Below are 25,555 nucleotides of genomic sequence, written 5' to 3'. Positions count from 1 at the left end.
TCGCAGTCCGCGGCCTAGGCTGGCCCCATGACCCCATCCCGTTTCGAAACCGGCCGCCCCATGCTTCTGGCGGGCCTGCGCCGCTGGTACGCCTTCTCCGAGGGCCCGAGCCAGATCCCGCTGGACTGGAAGGAATTCGTCGCCCGCCTGCCCCTGCCCGGCCAGGTCGGCGGACGCACCTACGGGGCGACCTGCCAAATGGACCCCGAGGGCCAGCGCTTCGAATATATGTGCGCCGCCGAGGTCGAGACCTTCGACGGCCTGCCCGAAGACCTTGGCCGGATGCGCGTGCCCGAGGCCCACTACGCCATCTTCGTCCACGACGCCCCGGTCTGGACCATCCGCGACACCATCATGGCCGGCCACGCCTGGCTGGAGTCGAACGGCGAATGGAAGGACGCGGGCACGCCCGACTTCGAACGCTACGGCCCGGCCTACGACGCCGCGACCGGTATGGGCGATACCGAGATCTGGCTTCCGGTTACCCGGCCTTAACCGTAAGGATTCACCATACCGGCTCCACTCCCCGGAGCTGTGCGCGTGACCGACCTGAAGACCCCAGACCTGATCAAGGATGTCATCCACCTTGGCGACTGCCTCGAGGTTCTGCGTGGCCTGCCGTCGAAGTCGGTCGACATGGTCTTCGCCGATCCGCCCTATAATCTGCAGCTGGGCGGCGATCTGCTGCGTCCGGACAATTCCAAGGTCGATGCGGTCGACGACGACTGGGACAAGTTCGACAGCTTCGCCGCCTATGACGCCTTCTGCCGCGACTGGCTGAAGGAATGCCGCCGTGTCCTCAAGGACGAGGGCTCGCTGTGGGTCATCGGCAGCTACCACAACATCTTCCGCCTGGGCGTCGCCATTCAGGACATGGGCTACTGGGTCCTGAACGACATCATCTGGCGCAAGTCCAACCCGATGCCGAACTTCAAGGGCACCCGGTTCACCAACGCCCACGAGACCCTGATCTGGGCCGCCAAGTCGCGCGAGCAGAAGCGCTATACCTTCAACTACGACGCCCTGAAGGCCTTCAACGAAGACACCCAGATGCGCTCGGACTGGACCTTCCCCCTGTGCACCGGCGAGGAGCGAATCAAAGGCGAGGACGGCAAGAAGGCCCACCCGACCCAGAAGCCCGAGGCCCTGCTGCACCGGGTCATCCTGGCCGCGACCAGGCCCGGCGACGTGATCCTCGATCCCTTCTTCGGCACGGGCACCACCGGCGCCGCCGCCAAACGTCTGGGCCGCCACTTCATCGGCATCGAGCGCGACGAGACCTACGCCAAGGTCGCCGAGACCCGCATCGCCACCGTCATCCCCGCCGCGGCCGAGGACCTGAAGGTCATGGGCTCCAAGCGGGCGGAGGTGAAGGTACCCTTCGGCGCCCTGGTCGAGGCCGGTCTGCTGGCCCCCGGCGACCGCCTCTATTCGCCCAAGGGCGACCGCGAAGCCCGCGTCCGCGCCGACGGCTCTCTGGTGTCCGGCGAGTTCACCGGCTCGATTCACAAACTGGGCGCCATCCTCGAGAACGCCCCGGCCTGCAACGGCTGGACCTACTGGCGCTTCAAGACCGACCAGGGCTTCAAGTCCATCGACGCCCTCCGCTCGGAAATCCGCGCGACGCTGTAGTGGATTGCGATCGGCGCGGGTTAGCTATCTCCCGTTGCCCGCCGCGGAGTGTCGCCGATGCCCACCGATGTCCTGCCCCAGGCCCTTGTCGACCAGATCCGCGATCTGCATTCGGGACCGGATCGGGGCTATCACGGCTGGAGCCATCCGGTGGCGCTTCTGGCTCTGTTCGCCGAGGTCGAGAACCGGTTGAACGATCCGCTGGCGGTGCGCTGCGCCATCCTGCTGCACGACGCCATTTATGAGCCGCGCCGCCCGGACAATGAGGATCGCAGCGCCGCGCTGGCCCGCGAGCTGCTGACCGGGGTCGTGCCGACCGAGACTCTCGACCGAACCGTCCGCCTGATCGAGGCGACCAGGGCGCACGCCATCCCCGACGGCCTGGCCGAGGACGAGACGGCCGACATGGCGGTCTTCCTCGACATGGACCTGTCGATCCTGGCGGCGTCGGACGCGGCCTTCGACGCCTATGAGGGCGGGGTGCGGCACGAATACCGCGAGGTTCCCGAGGCGCTGTTTCGCATGGGCCGCGCGGCCATCCTCGAAGGCTTTCTGGCCCGCGACCGCCTCTATATGTCGCCTTGGGGACTGGAGCGGTTCGAGGCGCCGGCCCGGATCAATCTGCGGCGCTCCATCGACGCCCTGCGCGCCGTCTGATCACACGATTTCCGCGCGCGCCATTTGACCTCCCGTCGCGCGGGCGGCAGGGTCGGGGCATGACGGGGGACAGCCTATGACGGACAGCGCACTCGAGATCCGGGGCCTGCGAAAGACGTTCAGCCGCCCGGCGGTGGACAACCTCGACCTGACCGTGAAGGCGGGAGAGCTCTACGCCCTGCTCGGCCCGAACGGCGCGGGCAAGACCACGACCCTGCGCATGGTCGCGGGCCTGACCCGGGCCGACGCCGGGTCGATCCGCGTCTTCGGGACCGACGCGATCGATGATCCTGTCGCGGCCAAGCGGCTGATCGCCTGGCTGCCCGACGAGCCCATGCTCTACGACAAGCTGACACCGATGGAGTATCTGGAGTTCGTCGCCGGTCTGTGGGGCGTGGACGCGAAGACGGCGCGCAAGCGGGCCCAGGAGCTGCTGGAGTTCCTCGCCCTGTGGCCCCATCGCGGCGAGCGCTGCGAAGGCTTTTCGCGCGGCATGAAGCAGAAGGCGGCGCTCGCGGGCGCCCTGATCCACGAGCCGAAACTGCTGATGCTGGACGAGCCCCTGACCGGCCTCGACGCCGCCATGGCGCGTCAGGTCAAGGACCTGCTGCAGCAGCGGGTGAAGGCCGGCGCCACCGTCATCCTGACCACCCACATCCTCGACGTCGCCGAGCGGATGTCCGACCGCATCGGCATCATCCAGCACGGCAAGTTGCTGGCCGAAGGCACGCTGGAAGAGCTGCGCACGCGTTCCGGGCACGGCGGCGCCACGCTGGAAGACGTCTTCCTCGACCTCGTCGGCGCGGACGTCTCGTGATCAGCGCCGTCGTCCGGATGCTGCCGCCGGGATCGGCCGCCTGGCTTCTCGCCGCCGAGGTTCGCCTCGGCCTGCGCGGCATGGCCGGCAAGCGCGGCGGCGCCAGCGGTTCGAAGATCGCCCTGATCATCATTTCCATTGTCGCCGTCGCCGGCGTCGTCTTCGGCGGCCTGTCCCTCGGCTTCCTCGCCTCGCGCTGGCCCCTGCCGATCACCCCGCTGTCGGCCCTGATCGTGGATGCGGCCTGCGTGGTCCTGTTCACGCTGATGCTGTCGCAAGCCATCAATCTGGCGGTTCAGGCCCTGTACGAGCGCGGCGATCTCGACCTGCTGCTGTCCTCGCCGCTCAGGCCGCGCGTGGTGCTGACGGTTCGGGCCCTGTCGATCACCGTGGTGTCGAGCATTCTCTACGTCGCCCTGGTGACGCCCTTCGTGATCACCGCCTCGGTGCTGGGACGGCCTGAATGGCTGTCGCTGTTCGTGATCCTGATCTCGCTGGCCATGGTCGCAACGGCCCTGGGCATCCTCCTGACCATGGGGCTGTTCGCCCTGATCGGGCCGCGCAAGACGCGGGTCGTGGCCCAGGTCCTGGCCGCGCTCGTCGGCGGCCTGATGTTCGTCCTGAGCCAGCTCTACAACTTCACCCGGCACGAGGGCGGCCATGGGTCCTCGGGCGTCGCCGATTTCGCCATGGGACTGACCGCCAGTCCGCTGCTGGCGCCGAACGGCCCGCTGGCCTGGCCGGTGCGCGCCCTGACCGCCAGCCCCCTGCCCCTGATCGTGATCGGCGGCGTGGGCGTCGTCCTGCTCTCCGCCGTTATCCGCCTGCTCGGCCCGCGCTTCGCCAAGGACGCGGCAGCCGCCGTCGGCGAGAAGTCGACCCCCGCCCGCACCCGCGGCGCCGACGGCGCCTTCGCCAATGGCCTGACGCGCATCATGGTCCGCAAGGAGCTGCGGCTGCTGGCCCGCGACCCGCAGCTGATCAGCCAGATCCTGCTGCGCATCGTCTATCTGATCCCGCTCGGCGTCGTCCTGTTCAAGAACTCTCATTCGGGAACCGGCTCGATCTTCGGCGGCGCGGCCATCGTCTTCATGGCGGGCCAGTTGGCCGGCAGCTTCGCCTGGATCGCCATCTCGGCTGAGGACAGCCCGGACCTGTTGCGATCGGCGCCGGTCGACCGCGGACTGGCCGACCGCGCCAAGCTGATCGCCGCCCTGATCCCGACCTTCGTCCTGACGGGACTGGCCGTCGCGGGCTTCGCCTTCCTCGCCCCGCTTCAGGCCGCCGTCGTCCTGATCGGCTGCGTCTGCGCGGCCGCCTGTTCGGGCCTGATCCAGATCTGGCGTCAGAAGCCGGCGACCCGCAAGGCGTTCAACCAGCGCCAGCGCGGCGGCTCATGGCTGGTCAACATCGCGGAGATGTTCGTTCAGGCGGGCTGGGGCGGGGCGACCGCCCTGGCGCTGGTCGGCATGGTCTGGGCGGTCATACCGGCGGTCCTGGCGACCCTGATCACCCTGTCGCTGTATCGGTCGCCGCAAAAGCGCTGGGAGTCCTGAACTCTGGACGAAATGTCCGGAATCGAACAGATGTAACACCTGTAACGCCCCGCAATCGCTGAACAAAATTGCATGTTCCGCGACGGAACTTCGCAGTTGCGAGAACATTGATGTCTACGGCCCGGCTGAGCGGGTCGGAGCACACACATCATGAAGATCGCCCAGGTCACCCCGCTGTACGAGGCCGTCCCTCCGAAGCTCTATGGCGGGACCGAACGGGTCGTCGCCCACCTGACCGACGCCCTCGTCGATCTGGGCCATGAGGTCACCCTGTTCGCCAGCGCCGACGCCCTGACCCGGGCCCGCCTGATCCCGGTGCGTGATCAGGCCATTCGTCTGGACCCGGCGCCGCTGAAATCCGATCTGGCCGCCCATCTGACCATGCTGGCCGAGGTGATGGACCGGGTCGACGAGTTCGACGTCATCCACTTCCACACCGACATGATCCACTTCCCCATGTTCCGGAAGTACGCCGACAAGACGCTGACGACCCTGCACGGCCGGCTCGACATGAAGGACCTTACCGAAGTCTATGACCGGTTCACCGAGTTCGGCCTGATCTCGATCTCCGACGACCAGCGCCGTCCCCTGGCTTTCGCCAACTGGAAGGCGACCGTGCATCACGGCATGCCGGCCGAGCAGTACCGGTTCTCCGCGAAGTCGCAGGGCTACCTCGCCTTCCTCGGCCGTATCTCGCCCGAGAAACGCCCCGACCGTGCCATCGAGATCGCCACCAAACTGGGCAAGCGGCTCAAGATCGCGGCCAAGGTCGATGCTGCCGACCGCACCTATTACGAAGACAAGATCAAGCCGCTGATCGACGGCAATCCGCTGATCGAGTTCATCGGCGAGATCGGCGATCACCAGAAGTCGGCCTTCCTGGGCGGCGCCGAGGCCCTGCTGTTTCCCATCGACTGGCCGGAACCTTTCGGCCTGGTGATGATCGAGGCCATGGCCTGCGGGACGCCGGTCGTGGCCTTCCGCTGCGGCTCGACCACCGAGATCATCGAGGACGGCGCCACCGGCTATCTGGTCGATACGATGGAGCAGGCCATCGCCGCCGCCGGCCGGGTCGGGCTGCTGGACCGCGAAGCCGTGCGCGCCCGCTTCGAACTGCGCTTCTCGGCGACCGCCATGGCGAGGCGCTACCTGGACGTCTATGGCGACCTGCTGGCCAAACGCCCCTTCGCCGAGGCGCCGCTGGATGACGTCGTCACGCCGCTGCGGCCGCTGGACGAACCGCGCAGCTTCGCCGTCGCCGGATAGTCGCAGGAAACTCACCGCCTTCCGCGCGGCCCAAGCTGAACCGCCGACCGTCTCAACCATTAGGCCATGAAGCGGACAGTCTAGAGCCGCATTCGGGTGGGACGATTCAGGCGACCCTAAGCCGCGCGCGGAGTTTCCATGGACGACAGCTACTCGGTCCAGACCACGGCCGCAGAGACCGGCGAGACCGGCGGTCTCGACACCCTTCAGGCGCTCAAGGACGGCGACACCTTCCTGGTCGCCGATGGCTGGGGCGACATGAAGGGCGGGGCCGACGGCCTGTTCGACAGCGACACCCGCCTGCTGTCCCGCTTCCAGATGACGGCGGGGATGGCGCGGCCCTCGCGGCTGTCGTCCGGCGTGTCGCGCGACAACGTCTTCTTCACCGCCCATTCGACCAACCGCCCCCTGCCCCCGATGGGCGGGCGCTCGGCCCCGGCCGGGGTGATGCATATCGAGCGCCGCCGCTTCCTGTGGAACCAGCGGATGTTCGAGCGGGTGCGGATGGTCAACCACGGGGTCGAGGACGTCCTCCTGCCCCTGGCCTTCGACTTCGCCGCCGACTTCGCCGACATCTTCCAGGTGCGCGGCACGCTGCGGGAAAAGCGCGGCACGGTGCATACGCCGACGCATGACGGGCGGCGCATCACCTTCCGATATACCGGCCTGGACGAGGTCGAGCGCACCAGCTGCCTGTCCTTCTCGGAGCCCCCGGCGCGGCTCTCGGCGACCAAGGCGGAATTCATGTTCAGCCTGCCCAAGGGCAAGCGGATGGACCTCTACATCGAGTGCGGCGGCGAGGCCTGCACCACGCCCGATCCGCTGCGCTGGCGCGAAAACGCCCTGGCGGCCCGGCTGTCGATGCGGCGCAGGCGGCGGCGCGGCGCCTCGCTTCGCGGACCGCGCAGCCCGATGTTCAACGCCTGGCTGGACCAGTCACGCGCCGACATGGCGCTGCTGACCACCGACCTGCCGACAGGCCCCTATCCCTATGCGGGGACGCCCTGGTTCTCGACCCCGTTCGGTCGCGACGGCATCCTCAGCGCCTGGCAGATGCTGTGGCTGGATCCCTCGCTGGCGCGCGGCGTCCTGACCTATCTGGCGGCGCGTCAGGCGACCGAGGTCTCGGCCTTCCACGACTCGGCGCCCGGCAAGATCATGCACGAGACGCGCGGCGGCGAGATGAGCGCCCTGCACGAGGTGCCGTTCGGCCTCTACTACGGCGGGGTCGACACCACCTGCCTGTTCATCGGCCTGGCCGGCGCCTATGCCCGACGGACCGGCGACCTCGACCTCATCCGCAAGCTCTGGCCCAATCTGGTCGCCGCTTCGGAGTGGATGCGCGACTATGGCGACTCGAACGGCGACGGCCTGATCGACTATGCGCGCGGCGCCGAAACCGGCCTGTCCAACCAGGGCTGGAAGGACAGTGAGGACTCGATCTTCCACCGCGACGGGCGGTTCCCCAAGGGGCCGATCGCGTTGCTGGAGGTGCAGGGCTATGCCTATGCCGCCTGGCTGGCCATGGCGGACCTCGGCGCCCGGGTCGGCGACGCCCGCGCCCAGGCCTGGGAGGACCACGCCCACGAGGTCCGCTTCCTGGTCGAGGACCGGTTCTGGATGGAGGACGAGGGCTTCTACGCCATCGCCCTGGACGGCGACGGCGAACAGTGCCGCTCCATCGGCTCCAACGCCGGCCACCTGTTGTTCAGCGGCCTGCCATCAAAGGCCCGGGCCGAACGGGTCACGCGCCGGATGCTGTCCAGCGAGTTCCGCAGCGGCTGGGGTCTGAGGACCCTGGCCAAGGGTCAGGCCCGGTTCAACCCGATGAGCTATCACAACGGCTCGGTCTGGCCGCACGACACCTCCATCGGGGTGGCAGGGATGGCGCGCTATGGCGAGCGCGACGCCGTCTCGACCATCCTCGGCGAGATCTACACCGCCGCCAGCCACTTCCAGATGCGCCTGCCCGAGCTGTTCTGCGGCTTCGATCGCGAACCCGGTGAGGGGCCCATCGCCTATCCGGTCGCCTGCCTGCCGCAAGCCTGGGCGGCGGGCTCGGCCTTCCTGATGCTGCAGGCGTCGCTGGGCGTGGACGTCAACGCGCTGGACGGGGTGGTGACCGTCGCCAACCCGACCCTGCCCGCCGGCGTCGACCGGCTGACGGTGTCGGAGCTGCGCGTCGGGACGTCGAAGGTCGACCTGATCTTCGAACGCATCGGCGAGGGCACGGTCCTGATGCCGAAAGGCAAGCAGGGCGACATCCGGATTCTGACGTCGCGCTAGGCGGTGCTCGCCAGCCCGCGCTCCAACGCCTTCCGGAATACCGTCGGCAGGGCCTTGAGCGCCTCGCCCTCGGGCGTCCAGACGAAGTCGCCGCTTCCCGTCGCCACCCGCACCGACAGGGTCAGGCTGAAGTGGGTGAAGACGTGTTCGATCGCGCCGGCGTCGGTCCAGTCGGCCGCGATCGGCGGCGTGTCCGTGGGCGCGACGGACCAGTCGCTGGTCGGCAGGCCAAGCATGCCGCCGAGCAATCCCTTGTCCGGACGCTGGACCAGGGCGACGCGGCCCGCGCCGTCGCGCAGCACCCACGCGACCCCATTGCGGTGCGGTCGGTCGGCCTTCTTCGTCTTGAGCGGATAGCGTTCGGGCTCACCGGTCCGATAGGCCGCGCACCACTGGTTGACCGGGCAGATCAGGCAGGACGGCGACTTGGGGCGGCAGACGGTGGCGCCGAGGTCCATCAGGGCCTGGGCCCAGTCGCCGGGGCGATGGGCGTCGACCAGCGAACCCGCCAAGGCGCGCAGTTCGGGCCGGGCGGCGGGGACCGGCGTCTCGACCGCGAACAGCCTGGCCATGACCCGTTCGACATTGCCGTCGACGACATTGGCCTCGCGGTCGAAGGCGATGGCGGCGACGGCGGCGGCCGTATAGGCGCCGACCCCGGGCAGGGCCAGCAGCCCCGCCTCCGTGTCCGGAAACACCCCACCATACTGATCCGCCACGGCCCGGGCGCAGGCCAGCAGGTTGCGGGCGCGAGCGTAGTAGCCCAGCCCTGCCCAGGCGGCCATCAGATCGGCGTCGGCGACGGCGGCGAGGTCATTCACCGTCGGCCAGCGCTGGGTGAAGCTCTGAAAATAGGGCGTCGCATGCGGGACGGTGGTCTGCTGCAGCATCACCTCCGACAGCCAGACGCGGTAGGGGTCGGTGCGCTCTGCCGCGCCCGGCGGCGCGCGCCAGGGCAGGGTCCGCGCGCGTTCGTCGTACCAGGCCAGCAGGGCCGCGCGGATGTCGGATTTGTGGAGGGCGACGTCGGGCATCAGTGGCGCTATATAGGGCCATGGCCCGGGACCTGCCCACGGAAAGAGAAGCACGCGAGATTCTCGCCCGTACCCGCACGCGTCCCGCGCCCCGGCCCGCTCCGCCCGCTGGCCGCGCCCTGACGGGGTTCATCAAACAGCTGGACGAGAAATTCGGGCGCGGCGCCGGGGCGCTGGAGCCGCGCTGGCGCGAGATCGTCGGTGACCAGCTGGCCCGCGTCACCCGCCCTCAGAAGCTGACCCGCGGCAAGGCCGGCGCCGGTGGGACGCTGGAGCTGCGCGTCGCCGGCCCCGCCGCGCTTCTGGTCCAGCACCAGTCGGCCGAAATCCTTTCGCGGGTGAACCTGTTCCTCGGCCCCGGCGCGGTGGACAAGCTGCGCATCGCCCAAGGACCGGTGAAGCCCCTGGCCACGCCCGCCGCCTCCCTGAAGGGCGCGCGTCGCCGCTTCGATCCGCTGGACGCCGGAACCGAGGCGGAGCTGACCCAGTCGGTCGCCAAGGCCCCCGACGCCCTCAAGGCCGCCCTGTCCGGCCTGGGCCGCGCCGTGCTTTCGGACGAGGCGAAACAGCGCTCCCGCCCCCCGCGCCGTTGACAAAACTTCGCCGCACCTGTTCTCGAAAGGTGTCGATGCGCGCCTTCCCGGGGAATCGCGTGATCATCGTTCGCTATTGCCTGTAGAAAGAGCCCATGCGCGCCAGCAAGCCCTTCAAATTCGGATCGATGAGCCGCCGCGCGGCGATCACCGGCGCGGCCCTGGCCGCCATGACCGCCCTGTCCGCCTGCAGCGGCGGCGGCTATCAGGAAGCCGAGGGCGACATGGGGCTGGGCGCGGCCAAGGGCGCCAAGGTCACGGTCGTCGAATACGCCTCGGTCACCTGCACCCACTGCGCCGCCTGGCAGGAAGAGGTCTGGCCAGCCTTCAAGGCCAAATACGTCGACACCAACAAAATCCGCTATGTCTTCCGCGAGTTCCCGACCGCGCCGGTGCCGGTGGCGGCCGCCGGCTTTCTGGTCGCGCGTTGCGCCGGTCCGGACAAATATTTCGACGTGATCCACGAGATCATGGCCAGCCAGGCCGAGATCTTCGGCGGCACGCCGCCGCGCACCACCCTGCTGCGCATCGCCCAGGGCGCCGGTCTCAGCGAGGCCCAGTTCGAGGCCTGCGTCACCGACACCAAGGCCGCCGAGGCTCTGGACAAGCGGGTCAAGGCGGGGCTCGACGCCGGGGTGGAGGGCACGCCGAGCTTCTTCGTCAACGGCGAGAAGGTCGCCGACTCGAGCCTGGCCAGCCTGTCGGCCAAGATCGACGCCGCCCTCGCCAAGTGAAACCAGCTGATCCGGAAACGAACATGACCTTCTCGCAGAAACTGACCGGATCGGTCGTCGCCCTTCTGGCCCTCGCCCTCGCGGCCTGCGGCGGCGCGGGCAAGCCCGCCGAGGGCGACATGGCCCTGGGCGCTGCCGACGGCGCCAAGGTCACGGTGATCGAATACGCCTCGCCGTCCTGCCCTCACTGCGCCCTGTGGCAGAAGAACACCTGGCCGGCGTTCAAGACCCGGTACGTGGACACCAAGAAGGTCCGCTACATCTTCCGCGAGCTGCCGACCCCGCCACAGGACGTCGCCACCGCCGGCATCCTGCTGGCCCGCTGCGCCGGTCCGGACAAGTATTTCGACGTCATGCACGAGCTTCTGGCCAACCAGGACGAATGGCGCTCGGGCGCCCTGTCCCCCAACGCCTCGCTGGTAAAGACGGCCCAGGCCTTCGGCTTCAGCCAGGAGCAGTACACCGCCTGCATCACCAACCCGGACAACATCGCCGCCCTGGAGAAGCGCATCCAGGCCGCGACCGCCGCGGGCGTCACCGGCACCCCGACCTTCAAGGTCAACGGCAAGGACGTGATCACCCCCGGCAGCGACGAAGGCACGCATCTGGTGGACCTGGCCAAGGCCATCGACGCCGAGCTGGCCAAGTAAGCCATGGGTCTGTTCCGCCGTCTCTTCCTGATCCTGACCTTGGCGACAGCGCCGCTGGCGACCGCCGCAACGCCGGTTCTGGCCGGCGATCTGCCGCCGGTCACCGCCGAGGACCGCGTTCTGGGCCGCGCCGACGCCCCGGTGACGGTGGTGGAATACGCCTCCTTCGTCTGTCCGCACTGCGCGGCCTGGCACAAGGATGTCTATCCGGCCTTCAAGGCGCGCTTCATCGACACCGGCAAGGTGAAGTTCGTCTATCGCAACCTGCCGACCTCGCCCGAGGACTTCGCCATGACCGCCGCCGGCATCGCCCGTTGCTCGCGGCCGGACCGCTTCTTCGCCGTGGTCGATTCCCTGTTCGACGGCCAGCCGGCCTTCTATGCCGGAAGCCGGACCTGGCTCCGCGACGCCGTGACCGTCGGCGGCCGCACCGAGGACGAAATGAAGGCCTGTTTCGCGGATCCCGCCACCAAGGCCCGGATCGACGCCGAGATCGAGGGCGCCACCTCCGCCGGCGTCGAGGGCACGCCGACCTTCTTCGTCAACGGCCGCCGGATCGCGGATCCCTCGCTGGACAGCCTCGCCGCCGCCGTCGACGCCGCTCATCGTCCGGGACACTGAAGCCATGTCGATGCTCCGCCGACTGATCCTGGGCCTGATGCTGGCGTCTCCGTTGCTGGCTTCGGCGGCGGTCGCGGGCAATCTGCCGCGCATCGGCTCGGCCGACCGGACCATCGGCAATCCCCGCGCCCCGGTGACGGTGGTGGAATACGGCTCCCTCGCCTGCCCCCACTGCGCCGAATGGCAGATGTCGAACTGGTATGCCTTCAAGGAGCGCTACGTCGACACGGGCCAGGTCCTCTTCGTCTTCCGCGACATGCTGACCGAGCCGGTGACCGAGGCGACCCAGGCCGCCGCCATCGCCCGCTGCGCGGCCCCCGAGCAGTATTTCGAGGTCCTGCACACCTTCTACCGCTGGCAGTCGACGGCGCGGAACTTCGGCCCGGTCAGCGAATGGTACGACCGCGCCATCGCCGTCAGCGGCCGCTCGCGTGAGGAAATCAACGCCTGCGTGCAGGACCCGGCGACCCTGGCCGCCATTCGCGAGGCCATGACCGGCGGCATCGCGGCGGGCGTGACCAAGACGCCGACCTTCTTCGTCGACGGCAAGGTCGTCGCCGACGGCTCGCTCGAGACCCTGGGCGCCGCCATCGACGAAGCCTCCGGCCGCTGACGCGAAGGGCCGGGGGACGCGATGCAATTCCAGCGCCTCCGCCTCGTCGGCTTCAAGTCCTTCGTCGATGCGTCGGAGGTCCAGATCGAGCCCGGCCTGACCGGCATCGTCGGCCCCAACGGCTGCGGCAAGTCCAACGTTCTTGAGTCCATGCGCTGGGTCATGGGCGCCAACTCGGCCAAGGCCATGCGCGGCCAGGGCATGGACGACGTCATCTTCGCCGGCGCCTCGAACCGTCCGCCCCGGAACCACGCCGAAGTCCAGCTGACCATCGACAATGCGCAACGCCGCGCGCCCCAACCCTTCACCGACAGTCCGGTGCTGGAGGTGTCGCGGCGGATCGACCGGGGCCAGGGCTCGACCTACCGGATCAACGGCAAGGAGGTCCGGGCCCGCGACGTCCAGCTGCTGTTCGCCGACGCCTCGACCGGCGCCAATTCGCCCGCGCTCGTCCGGCAAGGCCAGATCAGTGAGCTGATCGCCGCCAAGCCCCAGAACCGCCGCCGCATCCTTGAGGAAGCCGGCGGCGTCGCCGGTCTGCACACCCGTCGCCACGAAGCCGAGCTGCGGCTGAAGGCGGCGGAGTCGAACCTCGAACGCCTCGACGACATCGGCAAGGAGCTGGAGACGGCCCTGACCCGGCTGAAGCGCGAGGCGCGCCAGGCGGAGAAGTACAAGAAGATCTCGGCCGAGATCCGCGCCCTGCAATCGGCCCTGCTGTTCGTGCGCTGGAACGACGCCCGGGTCGCGGCCGAGGCCGCCGCCGGCGAGCTGCGCGAGGCCGACCGGGCCGTGGCCGAGGCGACCGCCGCCGCCGCCGCCGCCCAGACCGCCGCCCTGAAGGCGCAGGAAGGCCTCAAGCCCGCGCGCGAGGAGGACGCCGTCGCCGCCGCCCTGCTGCACCGCGCCAGCCTTGAGCGCGACCGGCTGGACATGGCCGAGCAGCAGGCCCGCGCCGAGGTCGACCGGCTGAAGGCCGAGGGCGCGCGCATCGCCGCCGACGCCGAGCGCGAGGAGAAGATGTCGGAGGACGCGGCCGCCGAACTGGCCCGCCTGACCGCAGAGCTCGAAACCCTGACCGCCGAGGTCGCCGCCGCCCCTGCGCGCGGCCCCGAGCTGGAAGCCGCCCTGACCGCCGCCGAAGACGCCCGCCGCGCCGCCGACGCCGAGGTCGAGCGTCTGGCCGGGACCCTGGCCGCCGTCGAGGCCCGCGCCAATGCCGAGACGGCCCGCAAGCGCGATGCGGAAGCCCGCGTCGCCCGCGCCCGCTCAGGTCTGGATCAGGCGAAGCGTGAACGCGAGGCGCTGGGTCCGCTGGAGACGCCGGAACTGGCGACGGCCCGCACGGCCCTCGAAGAAGCCACCGCCGCCCTGACCGCCGCCCGCGCCGCCGTGGAGGCCGCCGAGGCCAAGCGCGGCGATCTGGCCCGTGCCGAACAGGAGGCCCGCACCGAGGCCCGCGCCGCCGAGGACAAGCTGGGTCGCCTTCAGACCGAGGCGCGCGGCCTCGCCTCCCTTCTGGTCACCAGCAAACGCGAACACGCCCCGGCGCTGGACAAGGTCTCGGCCGACAAGGGCTATGAGGCCGCGCTCGCCGCCGCGCTGGGCGACGATCTGGACGCGGCGCTGGATCCCAAGGCAGCCGCCTATTGGGCGGGCGCCACGCCCCCTGCCCCGAGCTGGCCCCCAAGCGTCTCGCCCCTGTCCGCCCATGTGACCGCGCCCGACCAACTGGCCGCCCGTCTGGCCCTGTGCGGTGTCGCGGACAAGGCCGAGGCGGCGAAGCTGGCGCAAGGCCTGCCGCCCGGCGCCCGTCTGGTGACCAAGGAAGGCGACCTCTATCGCTGGGACGGCTTCGTCTCGCGCGCCGAGGCGCCGCGTCCGGCCGCCGTGCGTCTGGCCCAGCGCGGGCGACTGGCCGAACTCGAAGCCGCCATCGACGAGGGCAAGCCGGCGCTGGAGACGGCTCAGGCCGCCCAGAAGGCCGCGACCGAAGCCTTCCGCGCGGCGGAAGAGGCCGTGAAGACTGCCCGCCTCGCCCCCTTCGCCGCCGACAAGGCCGCTGCCGCCGCCCGCGACAAGGTCGAGAGCCTGAGCCGCGATCAGGCCCGCCGCGAGGCCCGCGCCCAGGCTCTGGACGAAACCCTGGCCCGCCAGACCACCGAGGTCGAGGCCGCCGAGGCCGCCCTGGCCGAGGCCATGTCTGTCGACGCCCCGTCCGAGACCCTGGCCGGGCTGAGGGACGAGCTGGCCGCCGCCCGCCTCGCCGCCGACGCCGCCCGCGCCGCCTCGGCCCAGGCCCGCGCCGACCGCGACGCCGAGGCCCGCGAGCGCTCGGGCCGCGAAGCCCGTCTGGCCAATCTGACCCGCGAGCGCGACGGCTGGGCCACCCGGTCGAAGGACGCCGCCGCCCGCATCAAGACCTTGGCGTCCGACGCCGAAAAGTCCGCCGCCCTGCTCAAACAGGCTTCCGCTGCCCCCGAAGCTCTCGCCGCCCAACGCAACACCCTGCTGGACGCCCTGACTGCCGCCGAGACCCGTCGCAAGGCCTCTTCGGACGCTCTGGCCGTCGCCGAGGGCGAGGCCGGGGACGCCGACCGGGCCAGCCGCGCAGCCGACGCCACGGCCTCCTCCGCGCGCGAGGCCCGCGCCGGTCTGTCGGCCCGGGCCGAGGCCGCCGCCGACCGCCTGCTCGACGCCGCCAACACCGTGCGCGAGACGGCCCAGATGGAGCCCGAGGCGCTGGGCCAGAAGCTGATCGACGACGCCATCGCCCGCCCGCCGGACGCCGCCGGCGCCGAAAGCCTGCTCTACGGTCTGGAGCGCGAGCGCGAACAGCTGGGGCCCGTGAACCTGCGCGCCGAAGACGAGGCCGAGGAATACGGCGAGCGGCTGAACACCATGCGCATCGAGCGCTCGGACCTGACCGGCGCCATCGCCCGCCTGCGCGACGGCATCGACGAGCTGAACGCCGAGGGCCGCGAACGGCTGATCGCCGCCTTCGACGTCATCAACGACAACTTCAAGAGCCTGTTCGAGGCCCTGTTCGGCGGCGGTCAGGCCGAGCTGAAGCTGGTCGAGAGCGACGACCCGCTGGAGGCCGGTCTGGAGATCTTTGCCTGCCCGCCCGGCAAGCGGCTGTCCGTCATGAGCCTGATGTCCGGCGGCGAACAGGCCCTGACGGCGGCCGCCCTGATCTTCGCGGTCTTCCTGGCCAACCCCGCCCCCGTCTGCGTGCTGGACGAAGTCGACGCCCCGCTGGACGACGCCAATGTCGACCGCTTCTGCCGCATGCTGCACGAGATGCGCAGCCGCACCGACACCCGCTTCATCGTCATCACCCACAACCCGGTGACCATGAGCCGGATGGACCGCCTGTACGGCGTCACCATGCCGGAACGCGGCGTCAGCCAGCTGGTCAGCGTCGACCTGCACCAGGCCGAGAAGCTGGTGGCGTAGCGCGACGGAACCCTCCGCCCTCTCGCCGCTTGAGGCACCCATGAAGAAAGCCATCGTCACCGGCGGCGCCGGACTTGTCGGAACCGGGCTGTGCGCCTCCCTGATCGAGGCCGGGTGGGAGGTGGCGTCGTTCGACCTCAAGCCCGGGCATGAGGGGGCGCGCTCAGTGATCTGCGACGTCGGCGACGAGGCTTCGGTCAAGGCGGGCTTCGCCGAACTGGGCTGGGAGACGCTGGATCTGCTGGTCAACAACGCCGGAATCGCCTCGCCGAACCGGGGGCCGATGGCCGAGCTGTCGCTGGCTGACTGGCGCAAGGTCACCGACAGCCATCTGACCGGCGCCTTCCTGATGAGCCGGGCCGCCATCCCGCTGCTGCGCGAGGGCGCCAGCATCGTCCACATGGTCTCGACCCGCGCCTTCATGTCCGAGCCCGACACAGAGGCCTATGCGGCGTCCAAGGGGGCGATGGTCGCCCTGACCCACGCCATGGCCATCAGCCTGGGGCCGAAGATCCGCGTGAACGCCGTCGCGCCCGGCTGGATTTCCGACGGCAAGGGGCTGAGCAAGGCCGATAACGACCAGCACCCGGTCGGCCGCGTCGGCCGTCCCGACGACATCGCGGGAGCCGTCCTCTACCTCGCCGAGGCCGGCTTCGTCACCGGCCAGGTCCTGACCGTCGACGGCGGGATGACGAAGAAGATGATCTACGTCGAATAGGGGCTGATCGCGCGCCGGGCTTGACTCCCACGGCGCCCGCCTCAATACTTAAGTGAATGCTACAGTATCAACCCGAACCGCTCGATCTCGCCTTCCAGGCCCTGTCCGATCCCAGACGGCGGGCCATGGTCGAACGGCTGAGCCGGGGTCCCGCCTCGGTCAGCCAGCTGGCCGTACCCCTGCCCATGACCCTGTCGGCGGTCGTCCAGCACCTGAAGGTCCTCGAGGAGGCCGGGCTGGTGAAGAGCGAGAAGCGCGGCCGCGTCCGCACCTGCACGCTCGAGATCGCCGCGATGACCCAGGTCGAGCGCTGGATCGCCGAGCGCAAACGCTTCTGGGAAGGCCAGTACGACCAGCTGGAAGCGTACCTCGCCCAAACCGCGCCCAAGACTGCGCCTGAGGAGAAGCCATGACCGTCCACAACGCCACCTTCGTCATCGAGCGGCTGCTGAGCGCCTCGCCGGGCCGGGTCTTCGACGCCTATCGCACGCTTGAGGCCCGCAGCGCCTGGTTCCGGGCGCCGTCCGAGATCGAGACCCTGAACCGCGACTTCGACTTCCGCGTCGGGGGGCGTGAGCGGTTCCATGCCCGCTGGCCCAGCGGCATGGTCACCGACTTCCAGGCCGTCTTCCACGACATCGTCGAGGATGAACGGATCATCCTCGTCTACGACATGTTCCACAACGGCGATAAGCTGTCGGTCTCGCTGCAGACGCTGGAGCTGCGGCCCGAGAGCGAAGGCCGGACCCGGCTGATCCACACCGAACAGGGCTCCTATCTGGTCGGCGGCGCCGAGGCCGTGGCCAGCCGCGAGCATGGCACGGCCTGGCACATCGACAATCTGGCGGCCGTGATCGAGGGCCGCGAACCGAAAGCCTTCTCATGACCCTCGAACTGTTCGCCCACCCCTTCTCCTCCTACTGCCAGAAGGCGCTGATCGCTTTTTACGAGAACGACATCCCCTTCACCTACCGGATGATGGAGGACCCCGGCGTCGGGGAGGAATTCGCGGCGCTCTGGCCGATCAAGCGCTTCCCGATCATGCGCGACGGGGAGCGAGTGGTGCTGGAGACCTCGGTCATCATCGAATATCTGGCTGTCCACTATCCGGGGCCGGTGAAGCTGATCCCGGACGACGCGGATCTGGCGCTGGAGGCGCGGATGCTGGACCGCTTCTTCGACAACTATGTCATGACGCCCCAGGGCGACATCGTCTTCGAAAGCCTGCGCCCGGCCGAGGCCCGCGATCCCTACGGCGTCAAACAGGCTCGCGAGATGCTGGAGACCAGCTACGCCTGGCTGGACGACCGGATGAAGGACCGGACCTGGGCGGTGGGCGAGACCTTCACCATCGCCGACTGCGCCGCGGCGCCGTCGCTGTTCTACGCCGACTGGACGCACCGGATTCCGGAGCGATACGCCCACCTGCTGGCCTATCGCGCCCGGTTGCTGCAGCGCCCCTCCTTCGCCCGAGCGGTCGATGACGCCCGCCGCTTCCGCCACTACTTCCCGCTGGGCGCGCCGGATCGGGACTAGGATCAGGCCTGCGCCATCGCCTTCTCCGTCTCGCGGAAGGGCGCAAGTTGGTCGGCGAGCGCCCGCTGGAAGGCCGGCCTCGCCTCGGCCCGCTTCACATAGGCGTCCAGCTTCGGGAAGTCGGCCAGGATGTCCGTGTGGCGCAGGTCGCGCAGGACGTGGGTCATGATGATGTCGGCGGCCGAGAAGCGGTCGTCGGCGAACCAGCTGCGGTCGCCCAGCGCCGCCTGCAGCTCGCCCAGACGACGGCGCACGAACTCCTCCACCTGCGGGCGGCGTTCCTGACCCCAGGCGCTGTCCGCGGCGAACAGGTCGATGGTCGCCAGCTGCCCGACCCAGGGCTCGATGGAGTTGGACGCGGCGAACAGCCAGCAGGTGACCCGGTCCTTCCCGGCCTCGTCGGCGGGCATCAGGACGTCGGACTTGCGCGCCACATGCAGGACGATGGCGCAGCTTTCGAACATCTGCAGGTCGCCCTCCCGATAGGCCGGGACCTGACCGAAGGGCTGCATGGCGCGATACTCGGGCGTGCCCTGATCCTCGAACCCGATCAGATGTTCGCCATAGGGAATGCCGGCCTCCTCCAGCGCCCAGCGGACGCGGATGTCGCGCACGGACCCCTGCGCGAACGGCGGAACCCATTTGAAGGCGGTGACCTGGATCATGGCGGCGCTCCGGATTGATCTTTTACGTTGATATCAACATAATCGACCTCATGTCGACTCCTCATCCCTTCGCGACCACGATTCATATCCGCGACCACTGCCTGTGCCTGCACGCCCAGAGGGCGGCGCGGCGGCTGTCGCGGCATTTCGACGAGGCCATGCGGCCGGTGGGAATCACGAGCGGCCAGTTCTCCCTGCTGAACGGCCTGAACCGGCCCGAGCCGCCGACCATCGGCGCCGTGGCGAACCTGCTGGCCATGGACCGGTCGACGGTGACGGCCAATCTCAAGCCGCTGGAGCGGCAGGGGCTGGTGCGGATCGAACCCGACCCCGAGGACCGACGCGGGCGGCGCATCGCCCTGACCGAACAGGGCCTGGCCCTTCTGGCCGCCGCCACACCGATCTGGACCCGCGAACACGCCGCCATCGAGGCGACGCTGGCCGGCGGCGGCGACGCCCTGCGGGCCGGATTGAACAGCCTGATCTGAAACCCGTCCCAACTGCGACACGCCACACTCCGGACAGGGTTGAGGTTCTGTGGTAAAAGGACCATCTGCCTCCTGACCCCCCGACCGCCTTCCGAGCCCCCGATGTACGAGACCCCCGAACTGGACAACGAGACCTTCACCCGGTCGAGCGCGATCCGGATCTATGATCAGGACGACTTCGAAGGCATGCGCATCGCCGGCCGTCTGGTCGCTGAGGCTCTCGACATGATCGTCCCGCACGTCGTGCCGGGCGTCACGACCGGCGAGATCGACGACCTGATCCGCGAATACACCCTCGACCGCGGCGGCCTGCCCGCCTGCCTGGGCTACAAGGGCTATACGAAGACGGTCTGCACCTCGATCAACCACGTCGTCTGCCACGGCATTCCGGGCGACCGGGTGCTCAAGGACGGCGACATCGTCAACATCGACCACACCGTCATCGTCGACGGCTGGCACGGCGATTCCAGCCGCATGTACGCCGTCGGCAACATCAATCCGCGCTCGAAGAAACTGATCGACGTCACCTATGAGGCCCTGATGCTGGGTCTGGAGCAGGTGAAGCCGGGCAATACCTTCGGCGACATCGGCTATGTCATCCAGCGTCACGTCGAGGCCGCCCGCATGAGCGTGGTGCGCGACTTCTGCGGTCACGGCATCGGCCGTGTCTTCCACGACAGCCCCAATGTCCTGCACTACGGCCGCAAGGGCGAAGGCGCCGTGCTCAAGCCCGGCATGTGCTTCACGGTCGAGCCCATGGTCAATCTGGGCAAGCCGCATGTGAAGGTCCTGTCCGACGGCTGGACCGCCGTGACCCGCGACAAGTCCCTGTCGGCACAGTGCGAACACACCGTCGGCGTCACCGAGGACGGCGTCGAGATCTTCTCGGCCAGCCCCGCCGGCCTGTTCCGCCCGAACTGAGCCTGATGATCGGCTTCGCGCTCGCCGCCGTCGCAATGGCGGCACAGGCCGCGCCTGAACCCAATCGTTTCGTCCTGACCGGCTCGGGCCGGTTCGCTGTCTTCGCCGATCTGGCGACGATAGAACGCGACGGCGAGGTGGCGACCATGCGGTCGTTTCAGGTGGTCGAGCCCGGCTTCACGGCGGGCGCAAACGCCTATTGGGGCGGCTGGTCGCGCTGGCGTTTCGACTGCAAGGCCCTGACCGCCGACCGTCTGGATTTCGCCGGGGTGCGCGAGGGCGGCGCGGAGGGTCCGTCCAGTCCCGACAACCAGCCCGCCTACGCCGCCGCTCCCGGAGGGGATGCAGCCGAACTGCTGGCCGCGGCCTGTGGCGACCCAAGCCGTCCTGCGGAGGCTACGACGCTTGAGGACGCGGTTCGGCGTGGACGAGCCGCTCTGGCGGAATAGTTTCGCCCCTCTGCCAGTCCAGCCGGTCCCTCGGCAGGGCCTCCGGGCACTGGTCGCGCATGAAGGCCATCAGCTTCTCGCGGATCTCGCAGCGCAGGTCGAAGGCGACCGGCGCCGAGCGGGCGCTGGCCAGGCAGCGCACCTGCATCACCCGTTCGGTGATGTCGGTGACCTGCATCACCTGAACGTCGCCGTCCCAGAGCTTTGACGACTTCACGATCCCCTCGAAGGCCTCGCGCAGCCGGTCGATGGGGGCTTCGTAGTCGACATAGAACATGGCCGTGCCGATCAGCCGCGCGCTCTCGCGCGTCCAGTTCTGGAAGGGGTTGGTGATGAACCAGCTGAGCGGCAGCACCATTCGCCGCCAGTCCCACAGCTTCACGACCACATAGGTCGCGGTGATCTCCTCGACATTGCCCCACTCGTTCTCGACGATAACGGCGTCGTCGATGCGGATCGGCTGGGTCAGGGCGATCTGGATGCCGGCCAGCAGATTGGTCAGGACCGGCTGCAGGGCCAGACCGGCGATGATGCCGACCACCCCCGCCGAGGCCAGCAGACTGACGCCCCACTGACGAAAGCCGGCGATGGTCATCAGGGCCAGACCGACGGTGACGATCAGCAGCAGCACCTTGGCCACCCGCTGCAGGATGCGGGTCTGGGTATAGTGTTTGCGCGCGACCAGATTGTCCTCGGCGGTGATATTGAACCGCCTCAGATGCATGGCCGTCCACATGTCCAGCACGCCCGACGCCAGCCAGCCCAGCGTCAGGATGAAGGCGAACAGCAAGGCCGCGCGGATCTGCGCCGAGGGTCCCGGGTCGATGGGCGAAACCGTCACCCCGATGCCCAGGGCGACGATGATCATCATGACTCGCAGCTTGGCCCGCCCGCGCTCGACCACGCCGCGCCAGAAGACGTCGCGGTTCTTCACCGCCTGCCTCAGGACGGCGAAGACCAGCTTGTGCACGATCCAGCCGCCGCCGACGAAGACGGCGAGCACGATCGCCACCACCGCCCATTCGGGCAGCCAGTTGAACTGTCGCCACAGGACGGCGATCTCGCGGGTGATGTTGTGGATTTCGGGAGGCATCGGCGTTTAACGCGCCAGCCGCCGCCCTGTTTCGCAGTTGCGAACTACCGGGCCGTCGCCTCGACCAGATCGGCCAGACGCTGGGCCGCGTCGGGAATGGCCACCGACTTCGCCGCCGCGCTCATCACCGCCAGCTTCACCGGGTCGGACAGGAGCGGAACCAGCACGTCGGTCAGACGGTCGACGGTGACGTCGTCCTCGGCGATCACCACGGCGGCCTCGACGTCTGTCAGAGCCTTTGCATTGAGCGTCTGGTGGTCGTCGGTGGCGATCTTCAGCGGGATCAGGACCGACGGCAGGGCGGCGACGGCCAGCTCGGCGCAGGTCGAGGCGCCGGCCCGGCCGATAACCAGATGGGCCTCGGACAGGCGCGTGGCCATGTCGCGGAAGAAGGGGGCGACGACGGCGTCGATCCCGGCCTCCAGATAGATCTGGCGCGCGGCCTCGAGGGCTTCGGGCCGCGACTGCTGCTGGACCTTCAGACGCTTGCGGATGGCCTCGGGCAGGGCCGCCAGCGACCGGGGCGTGGTCTCGGACAGGATGCGCGCGCCCTGGCTGCCTCCGGTCACCAGCACATGGATCGGCCCATCAGGCGTCGGGGCCACATAGGACCGGTCGAACAGGGCGCGGATCTCGGCCCGGACCGGGCTGCCGACCACCTCGGCCTTCAGCCCCTCGGGCGCATGCTTCAGGGTGGGGAAGGAGGAGGCCACCCCCTTCACCCGCCCGGCCAGCAGCCGGTTGGTGCGGCCCAGCACCGCGTTCTGTTCGTGGATCAGGGTCGGCTTGTTCTGCGTCAAGGCCGCCACCAGCGCCGGGGCCGAAGGATATCCGCCGAAGCCGACCACGACACCGGCATCCAGACGGCTGAAGGCCGAACGCGCCTGCAGCACGCCCCGGGTGATCGCCAGACCGGCCTTCAAGAGGGCGACGGGGCCCGAGCCGGTCGCGGTGTCGAGATAGAGCTTTTCCTCGGCCGGGAAGTTGGCGGCGTATTTCTCGCCGCGCTGGTCGGTCGCAAGAACCACCCGCCAGCCCCGCGCCGTCAGCTCGCGCGACAGGGCCTCGGCCGGGAACATGTGACCGCCGGTGCCCCCGGCGGCGGCGACGCAGACTTTGGACGACATGTGAACCCTAAGGCAGGATACGCCGACGCGGACGCGACAGGCTGGCCCCCGGCTCGTAGGCGCCGGGACGGCGGCGGGTCAAGGCCAGAGCCAGCCCCATCGTCAGACCCATGGCGAGCATGGACGAGCCACCATAGCTGATGAAGGGCAGGGTCATGCCCTTGGTCGGGATCAGGTTCAGGTTCACCGCGCAGTTGATGCAGGCCTGCAGCCCGATCAGGATGAACAGGCCCGCCGCCGCCGTCTGCTCGAATGGGTCGTTCAGCTTCATCGCCCGGCGCATGCCGCGAATGACGATGAAGGCGTACAGGCCGATGATCGTCAGGCTGAGCACCAGGCCGAACTCTTCCGCGGCGACCGAATAGATGAAGTCGGTGTGCAGGTCGGGCACGTGGCGCTTCATGACGCCCTCGCCGACGCCGCGTCCGAACAGGCCGCCCGCGCGAATGGCGTCCGAGGCGCGGTCGATCTGGTGGGTGTCGGTGGTCTCGGGATTGGTGAACCGGCTCAGGCGGTCGCGCATATGGCCGAACATGAAATAGAGCGAGACCACCCCGCCGGCGGCGGCGGCGGCCAGCACCGCCATCCACTTCAGCGGCACCCCGGCCATGAAGAAGACGCACATGAAGGTGGTGGTGATCAGCAGGGTCTGGCCGATGTCCGGCTGGATCAGCAGCAGGCCGACGACCAGCGCCCAGAAGCCGAAGGCGATCGAGACGCCGGGCACCCCCTGCCCCTTCTGGCCCTCGGCGAACATCCAGGCCGCGAAGATGATCAGGCAGGGTTTGACGAACTCGGACGGCTGAAGGCTGAACGGGCCCAGGTTCACCCAACGGGCCGCGCCCTTCACTTCATCGCCGATGAACGGCAGGGCGGCCATGACGACGATGGCGCCGAGCAGGCCCAGCACCGCCAGACGCCGTACGCCGCGCGGCGAGAACAGCGACACCGTCAGCATGATCCCGCCCCCGATGGAGGCCCAGACGATCATTCGCCAGGAATAGTGGAAGGGATCGGTGATCGATTCATCGGCCAGGATGGCGGCCGGCGACGAGGCGAAGCTCAGCGCCACGCCCAGCGACATCAGCACCAGCGCGGCCCCCAGCAGGGCGCGGTCGACGGTCCAGAACCACTGGGCGATCGGGCTCTGGTCGTTGCGCGAGAAAGCGGGGCTGTAGGTCGGGCTGGTCATGGTTCGCTAACCATGAACGAGAGGGGTAGCTCCAAGGTTAAGAGCCGCCGCCCGGAACGCCTCTCCGCGCGCCTCGAAGTCCGGATATTGATCGAAGGAGGCGCAGGCCGGCGACAGGAGCACGATCTGCTCGCCTCCCGCGGCCTTCGCATCCTCCGCGGCCGCCGCGACGGCGACGTCGAGGGTCTTCGAAATCACATGCGGGACGTCGCCCAGGGTCTTCGCAAAGGCCTCGGCCGCCTCCCCGATCAGATAGGCCTTGGTGATCACGCCGAAGAGGTCGGTCAGGTCGTCGATGCCCCCGTCCTTGGCCTTGCCGCCCGCGATCCAGAAGACGGCCGGGTAGGACGTCAGGGCCTGACGCGCGGCGTCGGCATTGGTGGCCTTGGAGTCGTTGACGAATTTGATCGTCCCCGATTGGCCGGTTTGATCAGAAATTTGACCGACCGTTTCCATCCGATGGGCGAGGCCCGGAAAGCTCGTCAGGCCCTCGATGACCATCTCCTCCGGAATGCCCAGATCGGTCGCGACGAGGAAGGCGAAGGCTGCGTTCTGGGCGTTGTGCCGGCCGGGCAGCGAGCGCGCCTGCGACAGGTCCACGATCCTGCACGGCACGACCGGACCCTTCGGCTCGTGGCGCACATTGTAGGTCAGCCAGCCGTCGTCCAGATACATCCCCGTCACACCGTCCAGCGGCGCGACGACCGAGACCTCGTCGACGGCGCCGCGGGCGCGAAGTTCGGTCAGGAGGGCGCGGCCAAAGGCATCGTCCACGCCGAGATATTTGTGGGTCCCATCACCCCGGAAGATCTTCTTCTTGGCCGCGACATAGCCCTCCATCCCGCCGTGCCGATCCAGATGGTCGGGGGTGATGTTGGTCAGGATCGCCACATCGGGCGCGAAGCTGGTCGTCAGGTCCAGCTGGTAGCTGGAGACCTCGATCACATAGACCTGGACCTCGGCGGGGGCCGGCAGGGCCAGGACGCCGATGCCGATATTGCCGCCGACGGCGACCTTCATACCGGCCTGTTTGAGCACCCAGCCGGTCAAGGCGGTGGTGGTCGATTTGCCGTTGGTGCCGGTGATGGCGACGACCTTGGGCCGCACGGCCTCGGGCGTGGCGGCCAGGGCCCGGGCGAACAGCTCGACGTCGCCGATCACCTCGACGCCCGCGGCCCTGGCCTTGTCCACCGTCCAGTGCGGTTTCGGATGGGTGAGGGGCGCGCCGGGCGAGAGGATCAGGGCCGCGAACCGGCTCCAGTCGGCGGTGGTCAGGTCCTCAACCGTGAAGCCCTCGGCCTCGGCCTGCATCCGGCCCGAGACGCCGTCGTCCCACAGGATGGGGATGGCCCCGCCCGCATGCAGCGCCCGCGCCGCCGTGATCCCCGACCGGCCCAGGCCGAAGACGGCGACCCGACGGTTCTCGAATCCGGGAACCGCGATCATGG

Annotated in this window: 26 protein-coding genes; 20 read left to right on the top strand and 6 right to left on the bottom strand. The window is 69.1% G+C overall.

Annotation, left to right across the window (positions count from 1 at the left end; genetic code table 11):
• The first annotated feature begins 27 nt into the window (after nucleotides 1–27).
• The 7 genes from AC1ROD_RS04640 to AC1ROD_RS04610 all read left to right on the top strand — a co-directional run bounded on the left by AC1ROD_RS04640 (nucleotide 28) and on the right by AC1ROD_RS04610 (nucleotide 8,214).
• Nucleotides 28–495, top strand: a complete 468-nt coding sequence (locus tag AC1ROD_RS04640) for a GyrI-like domain-containing protein (RefSeq protein WP_492947079.1) — start codon at nucleotides 28–30, stop codon at nucleotides 493–495.
• Between the two features lie 45 nt (nucleotides 496–540).
• Nucleotides 541–1,632 (top strand): site-specific DNA-methyltransferase, encoded by a 1,092-nt coding sequence (locus AC1ROD_RS04635; RefSeq protein WP_492947078.1) that lies wholly within the window; start codon nucleotides 541–543, stop codon nucleotides 1,630–1,632.
• 57 nt (nucleotides 1,633–1,689) lie between these two features.
• On the top strand, nucleotides 1,690–2,289 hold the full coding sequence (locus AC1ROD_RS04630; protein WP_492947077.1) for an HD domain-containing protein: 600 nt from the start codon (nucleotides 1,690–1,692) through the stop codon (nucleotides 2,287–2,289).
• A 76-nt stretch (nucleotides 2,290–2,365) separates the two neighbouring features.
• Nucleotides 2,366–3,106, top strand: a complete 741-nt coding sequence (locus AC1ROD_RS04625) for an ABC transporter ATP-binding protein (RefSeq protein ID WP_492947076.1) — start codon at nucleotides 2,366–2,368, stop codon at nucleotides 3,104–3,106.
• Complete coding sequence (locus tag AC1ROD_RS04620; RefSeq protein WP_492947075.1) at nucleotides 3,103–4,662, top strand: permease-like membrane multi-spanning protein; 1,560 nt, start codon at nucleotides 3,103–3,105, stop codon at nucleotides 4,660–4,662. Before AC1ROD_RS04625 ends, AC1ROD_RS04620 begins: the two co-directional genes overlap by 4 nt.
• Nucleotides 4,663–4,812: 150 nt before the next feature.
• Nucleotides 4,813–5,928 (top strand): glycosyltransferase family 4 protein, encoded by a 1,116-nt coding sequence (locus AC1ROD_RS04615; RefSeq protein ID WP_492947074.1) that lies wholly within the window; start codon nucleotides 4,813–4,815, stop codon nucleotides 5,926–5,928.
• 138 nt (nucleotides 5,929–6,066) lie between these two features.
• Nucleotides 6,067–8,214, top strand: coding sequence for an amylo-alpha-1,6-glucosidase (locus tag AC1ROD_RS04610; RefSeq protein WP_492947073.1), 2,148 nt, complete (start codon nucleotides 6,067–6,069; stop codon nucleotides 8,212–8,214).
• Here the strand turns inward: AC1ROD_RS04610 and mutY are convergent.
• The gene (mutY, locus tag AC1ROD_RS04605; RefSeq protein WP_492947072.1) at nucleotides 8,211–9,248 is read right to left on the bottom strand and encodes an A/G-specific adenine glycosylase; all 1,038 of its coding nucleotides are present in this window, start codon (nucleotides 9,246–9,248) and stop codon (nucleotides 8,211–8,213) included. The two genes, AC1ROD_RS04610 and mutY, sit on opposite strands and share 4 nt — an antisense overlap.
• Nucleotides 9,249–9,268: 20 nt before the next feature.
• On the opposite strand from mutY, the gene AC1ROD_RS04600 reads away from it, so the two are divergent.
• The 10 genes from AC1ROD_RS04600 to AC1ROD_RS04555 all read left to right on the top strand — a co-directional run bounded on the left by AC1ROD_RS04600 (nucleotide 9,269) and on the right by AC1ROD_RS04555 (nucleotide 18,172).
• Entirely contained in the window at nucleotides 9,269–9,841 is a 573-nt protein-coding gene (locus AC1ROD_RS04600) for a DUF721 domain-containing protein (protein WP_492947071.1), read from the top strand.
• 95 nt (nucleotides 9,842–9,936) lie between these two features.
• Nucleotides 9,937–10,575 (top strand): DsbA family protein, encoded by a 639-nt coding sequence (locus tag AC1ROD_RS04595; protein WP_492947070.1) that lies wholly within the window; start codon nucleotides 9,937–9,939, stop codon nucleotides 10,573–10,575.
• A gap of 23 nt (nucleotides 10,576–10,598) precedes the next feature.
• A complete protein-coding gene (locus AC1ROD_RS04590) occupies nucleotides 10,599–11,225 on the top strand; it encodes a DsbA family protein (protein ID WP_492947069.1) in 627 nt (208 codons plus the stop codon).
• Nucleotides 11,226–11,228: 3 nt separating this feature from the next.
• Nucleotides 11,229–11,846, top strand: coding sequence for a DsbA family protein (locus AC1ROD_RS04585; RefSeq protein ID WP_492947068.1), 618 nt, complete (start codon nucleotides 11,229–11,231; stop codon nucleotides 11,844–11,846).
• Between the two features lie 4 nt (nucleotides 11,847–11,850).
• The gene (locus tag AC1ROD_RS04580) at nucleotides 11,851–12,459 is read left to right on the top strand and encodes a thioredoxin domain-containing protein (protein ID WP_492947067.1); all 609 of its coding nucleotides are present in this window, start codon (nucleotides 11,851–11,853) and stop codon (nucleotides 12,457–12,459) included.
• Between the two features lie 21 nt (nucleotides 12,460–12,480).
• Nucleotides 12,481–15,918 carry an AAA family ATPase gene (locus AC1ROD_RS04575; protein WP_492947066.1) on the top strand — a complete coding sequence of 1,146 codons (3,438 nt, stop codon included), beginning with the start codon at nucleotides 12,481–12,483 and terminating at the stop codon, nucleotides 15,916–15,918.
• 40 nt (nucleotides 15,919–15,958) lie between these two features.
• Nucleotides 15,959–16,636: an SDR family oxidoreductase gene (locus AC1ROD_RS04570; RefSeq protein ID WP_492947065.1), complete on the top strand. Its 678-nt coding sequence runs from the start codon at nucleotides 15,959–15,961 to the stop codon at nucleotides 16,634–16,636.
• Nucleotides 16,637–16,692: 56 nt separating this feature from the next.
• Nucleotides 16,693–17,049 carry an ArsR/SmtB family transcription factor gene (locus AC1ROD_RS04565; RefSeq protein ID WP_492947064.1) on the top strand — a complete coding sequence of 119 codons (357 nt, stop codon included), beginning with the start codon at nucleotides 16,693–16,695 and terminating at the stop codon, nucleotides 17,047–17,049.
• A complete protein-coding gene (locus AC1ROD_RS04560) occupies nucleotides 17,046–17,522 on the top strand; it encodes an SRPBCC domain-containing protein (RefSeq protein ID WP_492947063.1) in 477 nt (158 codons plus the stop codon). The genes AC1ROD_RS04565 and AC1ROD_RS04560 overlap by 4 nt, the downstream gene beginning before the upstream one ends.
• Nucleotides 17,519–18,172 (top strand): glutathione S-transferase family protein, encoded by a 654-nt coding sequence (locus AC1ROD_RS04555; RefSeq protein ID WP_492947062.1) that lies wholly within the window; start codon nucleotides 17,519–17,521, stop codon nucleotides 18,170–18,172. The genes AC1ROD_RS04560 and AC1ROD_RS04555 overlap by 4 nt, the downstream gene beginning before the upstream one ends.
• 2 nt (nucleotides 18,173–18,174) lie before the next feature.
• Here AC1ROD_RS04555 and AC1ROD_RS04550 read toward each other — a convergent pair whose 3' ends face one another.
• Nucleotides 18,175–18,837 (bottom strand): glutathione S-transferase family protein, encoded by a 663-nt coding sequence (locus tag AC1ROD_RS04550; RefSeq protein WP_492947061.1) that lies wholly within the window; start codon nucleotides 18,835–18,837, stop codon nucleotides 18,175–18,177.
• Between the two features lie 50 nt (nucleotides 18,838–18,887).
• Between AC1ROD_RS04550 and AC1ROD_RS04545 the strand changes: the two genes are divergently transcribed.
• The 3 genes from AC1ROD_RS04545 to AC1ROD_RS04535 all read left to right on the top strand — a co-directional run bounded on the left by AC1ROD_RS04545 (nucleotide 18,888) and on the right by AC1ROD_RS04535 (nucleotide 20,695).
• Nucleotides 18,888–19,325, top strand: a complete 438-nt coding sequence (locus AC1ROD_RS04545; protein WP_492947060.1) for a MarR family winged helix-turn-helix transcriptional regulator — start codon at nucleotides 18,888–18,890, stop codon at nucleotides 19,323–19,325.
• A 102-nt stretch (nucleotides 19,326–19,427) separates the two neighbouring features.
• Nucleotides 19,428–20,246, top strand: coding sequence for a type I methionyl aminopeptidase (gene map, locus AC1ROD_RS04540; protein ID WP_492031776.1), 819 nt, complete (start codon nucleotides 19,428–19,430; stop codon nucleotides 20,244–20,246).
• A gap of 5 nt (nucleotides 20,247–20,251) precedes the next feature.
• Entirely contained in the window at nucleotides 20,252–20,695 is a 444-nt protein-coding gene (locus AC1ROD_RS04535) for a hypothetical protein (RefSeq protein ID WP_492947059.1), read from the top strand.
• Here AC1ROD_RS04535 and AC1ROD_RS04530 read toward each other — a convergent pair.
• Genes AC1ROD_RS04530 through murD form a run of 4 tightly spaced genes read right to left on the bottom strand, consistent with a single transcriptional unit; the run spans nucleotide 20,643 to nucleotide 25,553 of the window.
• Nucleotides 20,643–21,788 carry a mechanosensitive ion channel family protein gene (locus tag AC1ROD_RS04530; RefSeq protein WP_492947058.1) on the bottom strand — a complete coding sequence of 382 codons (1,146 nt, stop codon included), beginning with the start codon at nucleotides 21,786–21,788 and terminating at the stop codon, nucleotides 20,643–20,645. The genes AC1ROD_RS04535 and AC1ROD_RS04530 overlap by 53 nt on opposite strands.
• A gap of 44 nt (nucleotides 21,789–21,832) precedes the next feature.
• Nucleotides 21,833–22,915: an undecaprenyldiphospho-muramoylpentapeptide beta-N-acetylglucosaminyltransferase gene (murG, locus tag AC1ROD_RS04525; protein ID WP_492947057.1), complete on the bottom strand. Its 1,083-nt coding sequence runs from the start codon at nucleotides 22,913–22,915 to the stop codon at nucleotides 21,833–21,835.
• 7 nt (nucleotides 22,916–22,922) lie between these two features.
• Nucleotides 22,923–24,107, bottom strand: coding sequence for a putative lipid II flippase FtsW (gene ftsW, locus AC1ROD_RS04520; RefSeq protein ID WP_492947056.1), 1,185 nt, complete (start codon nucleotides 24,105–24,107; stop codon nucleotides 22,923–22,925).
• 6 nt (nucleotides 24,108–24,113) lie between these two features.
• Nucleotides 24,114–25,553 (bottom strand): UDP-N-acetylmuramoyl-L-alanine--D-glutamate ligase, encoded by a 1,440-nt coding sequence (murD, locus tag AC1ROD_RS04515; RefSeq protein ID WP_492947055.1) that lies wholly within the window; start codon nucleotides 25,551–25,553, stop codon nucleotides 24,114–24,116.
• Nucleotides 25,554–25,555 lie beyond the last annotated feature (2 nt).

The sequence above is a fragment of the Brevundimonas sp. GW821-FHT12E07 genome (assembly GCF_058807035.1).
Note: the sequence above shows the minus strand (reverse complement) of the source record. Positions and strands in the feature narration are given on the sequence as shown.

Coding starts and splice junctions, on each gene's coding strand:
- AC1ROD_RS04610 (WP_492947073.1), top strand. CDS start 6,067: ATGGACGACAGCTACTCGGTCCAGACCACGGCCGCAGAGACCGGCGAG.
- AC1ROD_RS04550 (WP_492947061.1), bottom strand. CDS start 18,837: ATGATCCAGGTCACCGCCTTCAAATGGGTTCCGCCGTTCGCGCAGGGG.
- AC1ROD_RS04580 (WP_492947067.1), top strand. CDS start 11,851: ATGTCGATGCTCCGCCGACTGATCCTGGGCCTGATGCTGGCGTCTCCG.
- murD (WP_492947055.1), bottom strand. CDS start 25,553: ATGATCGCGGTTCCCGGATTCGAGAACCGTCGGGTCGCCGTCTTCGGC.
- AC1ROD_RS04555 (WP_492947062.1), top strand. CDS start 17,519: ATGACCCTCGAACTGTTCGCCCACCCCTTCTCCTCCTACTGCCAGAAG.
- AC1ROD_RS04630 (WP_492947077.1), top strand. CDS start 1,690: ATGCCCACCGATGTCCTGCCCCAGGCCCTTGTCGACCAGATCCGCGAT.
- AC1ROD_RS04595 (WP_492947070.1), top strand. CDS start 9,937: ATGCGCGCCAGCAAGCCCTTCAAATTCGGATCGATGAGCCGCCGCGCG.
- AC1ROD_RS04565 (WP_492947064.1), top strand. CDS start 16,693: ATGCTACAGTATCAACCCGAACCGCTCGATCTCGCCTTCCAGGCCCTG.
- AC1ROD_RS04600 (WP_492947071.1), top strand. CDS start 9,269: ATGGCCCGGGACCTGCCCACGGAAAGAGAAGCACGCGAGATTCTCGCC.
- AC1ROD_RS04570 (WP_492947065.1), top strand. CDS start 15,959: ATGAAGAAAGCCATCGTCACCGGCGGCGCCGGACTTGTCGGAACCGGG.
- AC1ROD_RS04545 (WP_492947060.1), top strand. CDS start 18,888: ATGTCGACTCCTCATCCCTTCGCGACCACGATTCATATCCGCGACCAC.
- AC1ROD_RS04615 (WP_492947074.1), top strand. CDS start 4,813: ATGAAGATCGCCCAGGTCACCCCGCTGTACGAGGCCGTCCCTCCGAAG.
- murG (WP_492947057.1), bottom strand. CDS start 22,915: ATGTCGTCCAAAGTCTGCGTCGCCGCCGCCGGGGGCACCGGCGGTCAC.
- AC1ROD_RS04560 (WP_492947063.1), top strand. CDS start 17,046: ATGACCGTCCACAACGCCACCTTCGTCATCGAGCGGCTGCTGAGCGCC.
- map (WP_492031776.1), top strand. CDS start 19,428: ATGTACGAGACCCCCGAACTGGACAACGAGACCTTCACCCGGTCGAGC.
- AC1ROD_RS04590 (WP_492947069.1), top strand. CDS start 10,599: ATGACCTTCTCGCAGAAACTGACCGGATCGGTCGTCGCCCTTCTGGCC.
- ftsW (WP_492947056.1), bottom strand. CDS start 24,107: ATGACCAGCCCGACCTACAGCCCCGCTTTCTCGCGCAACGACCAGAGC.
- AC1ROD_RS04530 (WP_492947058.1), bottom strand. CDS start 21,788: ATGCCTCCCGAAATCCACAACATCACCCGCGAGATCGCCGTCCTGTGG.
- AC1ROD_RS04535 (WP_492947059.1), top strand. CDS start 20,252: ATGATCGGCTTCGCGCTCGCCGCCGTCGCAATGGCGGCACAGGCCGCG.
- mutY (WP_492947072.1), bottom strand. CDS start 9,248: ATGCCCGACGTCGCCCTCCACAAATCCGACATCCGCGCGGCCCTGCTG.
- AC1ROD_RS04585 (WP_492947068.1), top strand. CDS start 11,229: ATGGGTCTGTTCCGCCGTCTCTTCCTGATCCTGACCTTGGCGACAGCG.
- AC1ROD_RS04640 (WP_492947079.1), top strand. CDS start 28: ATGACCCCATCCCGTTTCGAAACCGGCCGCCCCATGCTTCTGGCGGGC.
- AC1ROD_RS04575 (WP_492947066.1), top strand. CDS start 12,481: ATGCAATTCCAGCGCCTCCGCCTCGTCGGCTTCAAGTCCTTCGTCGAT.
- AC1ROD_RS04625 (WP_492947076.1), top strand. CDS start 2,366: ATGACGGACAGCGCACTCGAGATCCGGGGCCTGCGAAAGACGTTCAGC.